This window comes from Candidatus Thiosymbion oneisti (genome assembly GCF_900092655.1).
In the GTDB taxonomy this organism is placed as follows: domain Bacteria; phylum Pseudomonadota; class Gammaproteobacteria; order Chromatiales; family Chromatiaceae; genus Thiosymbion; species Thiosymbion oneisti.
This window is the reverse complement of record NZ_FLUY01000711.1, coordinates 1-6,380: the sequence shown is the minus strand read 5'-3', so window position 1 is coordinate 6,380 and position 6,380 is coordinate 1. Positions and strand designations below refer to the sequence as shown.

Genomic DNA, 6,380 nt, shown 5'->3' with positions numbered 1-6,380 from the left:
ACTCAAACAATGGCACGCACAGCAACCCCAACTGTTTAAAAAAATTCCACGTAATCATCCGGGACCTGACACATAATCATTCATCACTCTCCTACTTGATTATTCATTTGTTAGTGGTTTTTGAATCACGACTAGCATGTAGAATCTGTTTATTACTTTTGGCGATTACATCGAAAAGAAACGCTTTTACTGGAGCAATCACGTGTGATGTTTTTCTAATAAACTCTTCTTTGTGTTGAGCCGCAGTAGAACGTAAAGCATTCCCGAGCATGGCGCTTGTATAATTAGCTTCCTTGCCTTCAAATGCCAGAATGTTCTGCTGAGATTGTCCAAGAAAACTACTCGATATTCTCTCCTCAATTTCATTCAACTCCTGAAATAGATCTAAGAGTTTCCTTCTGGTATCGGGAAAGTACGCGAGTAGATCAATGTATGATGTAGTAATTTGTTCTTCAAGCACTTTTGAGAAGATCTGTATTCTTTTGTTACTTATTGTCTTCCATAGATAATCCCTAACTTCGATTATATCGTATTCCTCCCCAAGCTTTTCGCTGGTTATTACGAATTCCGGCTGCAGTTTTTGATAGAGCGATAATTGAAGGGCTTGCCATCTATCAAGTTTAGTAATAACAGATGCCGCGGCTGACCTAACCAAGTTGGCTTGCTGTGTTTCTCTGGTATCCTGATCTTTTGTCCATGTGATGACAAGAGCTGCAACAGAAACGATAATTGTAAAAGACGTGAGAATATCACCTATTTTTATTGTCCAATCTAGTTGCATAAGCGACTCCTTGTTCAACCGCTAACTGCAATAGACGGTTCTACTGCCGTGTCTAAAATATCTAGATTTAGAGGCTGTCTAAAAACTAACATATTGATTTCAAAGCGGTAGGCTGGGTCGAGGGATGAGACCCAGCAAACCAGGCTTGCTCGTAAACGCTGGGTTTCGTTCCTCAACCCAGCCTACTCCCGACTATATGGCCTACGGCCTTTTTTTAGACGGCCCCTAACCCTGATCCGCAATCGGCCAATAGTCCTTCAGGAACTGCTCCTCATCCCAAGGGCACGACTGCGGGAAGCTGTCATATTTTGTCCGAAGATTGCGTGGATTTCCACAGATTGAAAACGATGTAATCCGTGATGACTTGCGTAGTCTGCGAATACAGAAGGCGGTAGTGGTAAATTTTCGGTGGTGATTAATAGTTAAATGATTTGTTGGGCACGCCGCCGTCCCTGGCGGCTTTGCCCAACCTACGAATCACATGAATCCTCGCAGATCGATTCGCGCCGATTCGCGTGATTCGTAGTTTTCCAAGGTAATGGTTCAGACCCCCACTGCTTTTGCCGTCCGTGGCACTGGATTCCGGCAATCCTTACCGGAATGACGCGGTGGGGTCTGAGCGATTACTTTCCGAAGTATACCGACTGTGGTCGGCGTTAGAAATCGAAGCCCGGATCATTTTTCCCATACTCAATCCGACTGGTGCAGTAAAAGCGTTCACTCGCCCAGGTAGACCTCGATCACCTTGGGATCATTCTGTATCTGGTCCATGGTCCCTTCCGCCAGCACGCGGCCCCGGTGCAGGACGGTCACCCGCTTGGCGATGGCACGGACGAATTCCATATCGTGCTCGACGACGACCACCGAGTGGTTGCCCGCCAAGGACCGGAGTAGCTCCGCGGTACGGTCCATCTCCTGGTGGGTCATCCCGGCCACGGGCTCGTCCACCAACAGCAGGAGGGGGTCCTGCATCAGTAGCATGCCGATCTCTAACCACTGTTTCTGGCCGTGGGAGAGGGCGCCGGCGTCCCGGTAGGCATGCTCCGTGAGCCCAATGATACCAAGCACGTCGTCGATACGATCTCGCTGCTCGCCGGTCAGCTTGGCGAACAGAGTGGGGAACACGCGCTTGTCGCCGGCCATGGCCAGCTCCAGGTTTTCGATCACCCGGTGGCACTCGAATACGGTGGGTTTTTGGAACTTGCGTCCGATGCCGATCTCGGCGATCTCGGACTCGGACAGCTCCAGTAAGTCGATGTTGAGGCCGAAGGAGGCGCTGCCGGAGTCCGGGCGGGTCTTGCCGGTGATGATGTCCATCATGGTGGTCTTGCCGGCGCCGTTGGGGCCGATAACGCAGCGCAGCTCGCCGGCCTCCAGGTAGAAGCTCAGGTCGTCGATGGCCTTGAAGCCATCAAAGCTGAGGTTGAGATCCTCCAGATATAGGAGCTCACCATGGCTGACATCCGGCGCCATGTCCCGCGCCGAATGCATGAGGCCGAATTGGCGATCCCGGCGCATGGCCTTTTGAATTTGCCGCAGGGCCTTCATGGGGTGACATCCGCCGGTTGTGCGGTGGAGCGCTTGCGGCGCGCGAACAGGCCCACGATCCCCTTAGGCAGGAGCAGGGTCACCAGTACGAACAGGCCGCCCAACGCAAACAGCCAGGCCTCGGGCATGACGCCGGTGAAATAGGTCTTGGCGTAATTGACCAGGATGGCCCCCAGCACGGCGCCATAGAGGGTGAAGCGTCCACCGATGGCGACCCAGATCACCAGCTCGATGGAATTGAGCGGCGCGAACTCCCCCGGATTGATGATGCCGACCTGGGGCACATAGAGGGCACCGGCCACGCCGGCCAATGCGGCGGAGAAGCTGAAGATCCAGAGCTTGACTCGTTCGACCCGGTAGCCGAGGAAGCGGACGCGCGCCTCGGCGTCGCGGATGGCGACCGCCACCCGGCCCAGGCGGGAGCTGACGACAAAGCGGCAGGCCAGGTAGCCCAGGGCGAGGGCGGCGGCGGAGGCGAGGAAGAGTCCGATCCGGGTGCCGTCGCTACGCAGGTCGAAGCCTAGAATATCCTTGAAGTCGGTCAAGCCGTTATTGCCGCCGAAACCCATCTCGTTGCGAAAGAAGGCCAGCATCAGGGCATAGGTGAGGGCCTGGGTGATAATGGACAGATAGACTCCCGTGACCCGGGAGCGAAAGGCCAGCCAACCGAAGACGAAGGCCAGCAGCCCCGGCACCAGCACCACCATCAGGGCGGCAAACCAGAATTGGTCGAAGCCGTACCAGAACCAGGGCAGCTCCGACCAGTCGAGAAAGACCATGAAATCCGGCAGCTCCGGATTGCCGTAGACGCCCCGCTCTCCGATCTGCCGCATCAAATACATGCCCATCGCATAGCCGCCGAGGGCGAAGAAGGCCCCATGGCCCAGGCTCAGGATCCCGAGATAGCCCCAGACCAGATCCACTGCCACCGCCAGCAGGGCATAGGTCAGGTACTTGCCTAGCAGGGTGACCGTATAGGTGGACAGATACCAGGGACTCGACGCCGGCACCCACAGGTTCAGGATAGGCACCACAATCGCGACCAAACCCAGCAGGAACAGCATGATCTGCCCGCCGGTGTCGCCTTTCAATGCCCTGATAAACCCCATTTTTCAACCTTCACGCGACGAAAAGCTCGTTTTAAACCTTAACCACTACCCATTTGCGATTACTCCATCACGCCCTTGCGGTTCATCAACCCTCCGCTGCCCGACCGCGCTGCGGGAACAGCCCCCGCGGGCGTTTCTGGATGAACAGGATGATGAATACCAGCACCAGGATCTTGGCCAGCACGGCGCCGGCCCAGGGCTCCAGGAGCTTGTTGGCGACCCCCAGGGTCAGGCCACCGATCAGGGTCCCCCACAGGTTTCCGACCCCGCCGAACACCACGACCATGAAGGCGTCGATGATGTAGGCCTGCCCCATATTGGGGCCCACATTGGTGAGCTGGGACAGGGCGACGCCGGCAACCCCGGCGACACCGGCCCCTAATCCGAAGGTCAAGGCGTCCACCCGCGCGGAGCGGACCCCCATGGCGCGGGCCATGGCCCGGTTCTGGGATACCGCCCGCACCTGTAGCCCCAGGGTCGTGCGTTTCAGGATCAGCAGCAGACCCAGGAAGACCAGGAGGGTAAACAGGATGACGTAGATCCGATTGTAGGTCAGGCTCAGGGCGGGATTGATCTGGAGGGACCCGCTCATCCAGACCGGATTCTCCACTGCCACGTTCTGGGCCGAGATGGTGGTACGCACCAGCTGCTGCAGGATCAGGCTGACGCCGAAGGTGGCCAGCAGGGTCTCCAGCGGCCGACCGTAGAGGAACCGGATCACTAGCTGCTCGATGACTACGCCGAAGGCCCCGGCGACCAGAAAGGCCGCGGGAATGGCAACGAGCAGGGAATACTCGCCGGCGTTAGGCATGGCCTGCTGCACCAGATAGGTGGTATAGGCGCCGAGCATGATGAGCTCCCCGTGGGCCATGTTGATGACGCCCATGACCCCGAAGGTGATGGCGAGTCCGATGGCGGCCAGCACCAGGACGGACCCCAGGCTCAGGCCGAAGAACAGGGTCTCGGCCTTGGCATAGAGCGTGAGCTTGCGCTCGATGTCCGCCAAGGCTTGGGTCGCTGCCGATTTTATCTCCGGGTACTCGTCCTGTTCCCGCAGGGTGGAGAGGCGGTTGCGGACGACCGGCTCCAGGTTGCCCCTAAGCGCCCCTACCGCGGCCAGGCGCACCTTCGCATCCGGGCTTACGAGATCCGTGACGGCAAGCGTCTGTTCCAGGGCCTCGCGCACTGCCGCGTCCTGCTCCAGGTCCAGACGCGCTTGGAGCCGGGGCGCGAGGTTCGGGTCCGGATCGGACATCATTCTCCGCACCGCATCCAGGCGAACTTTGGGCTCTACATGGTCCAGCGCCAGACCTGCGATGGCGGCCCGTAGTTGCCGGCGCAGCTTGTTGTTGATGCCGATTTTCTTTATGTGGTGCCGTCCGGCGTCTCCCAGCGGCTCGCCGCTGAGCACGTCGGTGATTCGATAGCCGTCGGTTCGCCGCTCGGCGTAGACGACGCGTCGGTCGGATTTGCGGTAGAAGAGCCTGCCGCTCAGCAGGGCCGCGAGTGCTTGCGGTGCCCGCTCATCACCGCCAGCGGCGATGGCATCGACGGCGGCGGATTTGACCTTGAAGGAAGGGTCGAGGAGCTGGGTCAGGGACTGTTCGAAGGACGGTGCGGCCTGGGCGGGTTCCCGGGGGGCGTGCCCCTGGGCGGATGCCGGCCCGAGCGCCACCAGGCCCCATCCCAGAAGGAGGATGCGAGCCAGCTGCACCAGCGAGATCGCAAGCCCAAGGTTACAGTAACCTATCCGTGGCAGCGGTCGAGCACCGGCAGCAGCCACGCGCTGATGGATTTTCGGGCTTGAGCGTTCAAGCGGAGAAGGAAGACCCACAACCGCAGGTGGTGGTTGCGTTTGGATTGCGAATGACGAACTGGGCGCCCTGTAGACCCTCCGTATAGTCGATCTCCGCGCCGGTGAGGTACTGCATGCTCATGGGATCGACCAGCAGCTTGACGCCGTCTGTGGTCACTTCGGTATCCCCATCCTGGACCTGCTCTTCGAAGGTGAAGCCGTATTGGAACCCGGAACAACCGCCTCCTTGGATGTAAACCCGCAACATCAGATTGGGATTTCCCTCGTCCTTGACCAGCTGGGCGACCTTAGCTGCCGCCGCAGACGTGAATTCCAGGGGAGTCTCAACAGCAGTTTCTGCACTCATTGGGATATACCTTGAAAATAGTATCGAGTCGTAATATGGGCCATATTAGGCTTTTCCCTAGCTGATTCAAGGGCATCTCGAATATATCAACAGGCCCTAGCAAACCGCCGGGCTCGTGGCCGATCAGTCCTGCACCCTGATCGGTCTGGTACGGGAGAGCCGGTCGTAACAGGTCAGGCGGTCCCGATCGAACAGCATCCACAGCAGGCCGGCACCGGCCGGCGCGAGGCAGAGCGTTGCCCATACCAGTCGCATGAGGGCGTCGCGGGGCTTAAGGGGGGAACCGTCTTCACGTACGAGTCGCAAGTGCCAGGTGCGCATACCGAGCGTCTGACCGCCGCGGATCCAGAAGAACATGAAAAACAGGGCGATCGTTGTAACCAGGTAAAGGCGCAACCCGAAACGGTGGAAGTACTCATCGTGGGGGAAGGGCACGCCCGCGGCGAAATAATAGGGGACGATCAAGAAGGTGACCGCGATCATGAGCACGCCGAGCAGGAGCACCAAGTCGTAGAGCAGGGCGGCCAGACGGCGAAAAACGCCGGGGACGCACGCTTGTGCATCATCGGGGCGTAAATGGAAGCGTCCGGAATCCATCGAAGAGCCGAGGAAAATTATACTGCCACACGGCACAATCCGAGAAAACAAACTATCTGATCCTCGCTATCTCGAACCATGGATGGACACGGATCAACACGGATTGGTCTCCATCCGTGTCGATCCGTGTTCATCCGTGGTTCTCTTTCTGGTTGTTATCTGCACTGACCAACGGTTTTCACA

The 6,380-nt window shown here is 58.0% G+C and carries 6 protein-coding genes; all 6 read right to left on the bottom strand.

The features are described from left to right. Nucleotides 1-103 precede the first annotated feature (103 nt). The 6 genes from BQ17_RS07815 to BQ17_RS07790 all read right to left on the bottom strand — a co-directional run bounded on the left by BQ17_RS07815 (nucleotide 104) and on the right by BQ17_RS07790 (nucleotide 6,197). Nucleotides 104-781 carry a hypothetical protein gene (locus BQ17_RS07815; protein WP_089725882.1) on the bottom strand — a complete coding sequence of 226 codons (678 nt, stop codon included), beginning with the start codon at nucleotides 779-781 and terminating at the stop codon, nucleotides 104-106. A gap of 717 nt (nucleotides 782-1,498) precedes the next feature. Further along, nucleotides 1,499-2,329 carry an urea ABC transporter ATP-binding protein UrtD gene (urtD, locus tag BQ17_RS07810; RefSeq protein WP_089725880.1) on the bottom strand — a complete coding sequence of 277 codons (831 nt, stop codon included), beginning with the start codon at nucleotides 2,327-2,329 and terminating at the stop codon, nucleotides 1,499-1,501. Next, complete coding sequence (gene urtC, locus BQ17_RS07805) at nucleotides 2,326-3,438, bottom strand: urea ABC transporter permease subunit UrtC (protein ID WP_089725878.1); 1,113 nt, start codon at nucleotides 3,436-3,438, stop codon at nucleotides 2,326-2,328. The genes urtD and urtC overlap by 4 nt, the downstream gene beginning before the upstream one ends. Nucleotides 3,439-3,523: 85 nt before the next feature. Beyond that, the gene (gene urtB, locus BQ17_RS07800; protein WP_256091516.1) at nucleotides 3,524-5,152 is read right to left on the bottom strand and encodes an urea ABC transporter permease subunit UrtB; all 1,629 of its coding nucleotides are present in this window, start codon (nucleotides 5,150-5,152) and stop codon (nucleotides 3,524-3,526) included. Nucleotides 5,153-5,249: 97 nt separating this feature from the next. Next, nucleotides 5,250-5,600: an iron-sulfur cluster insertion protein ErpA gene (gene erpA / locus BQ17_RS07795; RefSeq protein WP_089725876.1), complete on the bottom strand. Its 351-nt coding sequence runs from the start codon at nucleotides 5,598-5,600 to the stop codon at nucleotides 5,250-5,252. Nucleotides 5,601-5,723: 123 nt separating this feature from the next. Next, a complete protein-coding gene (locus BQ17_RS07790) occupies nucleotides 5,724-6,197 on the bottom strand; it encodes an RDD family protein (RefSeq protein ID WP_089725874.1) in 474 nt (157 codons plus the stop codon). Between the last annotated feature and the right edge of the window lie 183 nt (nucleotides 6,198-6,380).

Coding starts and splice junctions, on each gene's coding strand:
- BQ17_RS07815 (WP_089725882.1), bottom strand. CDS start 781: ATGCAACTAGATTGGACAATAAAAATAGGTGATATTCTCACGTCTTTT.
- urtD (WP_089725880.1), bottom strand. CDS start 2,329: ATGAAGGCCCTGCGGCAAATTCAAAAGGCCATGCGCCGGGATCGCCAA.
- urtC (WP_089725878.1), bottom strand. CDS start 3,438: ATGGGGTTTATCAGGGCATTGAAAGGCGACACCGGCGGGCAGATCATG.
- erpA (WP_089725876.1), bottom strand. CDS start 5,600: ATGAGTGCAGAAACTGCTGTTGAGACTCCCCTGGAATTCACGTCTGCG.
- BQ17_RS07790 (WP_089725874.1), bottom strand. CDS start 6,197: ATGGATTCCGGACGCTTCCATTTACGCCCCGATGATGCACAAGCGTGC.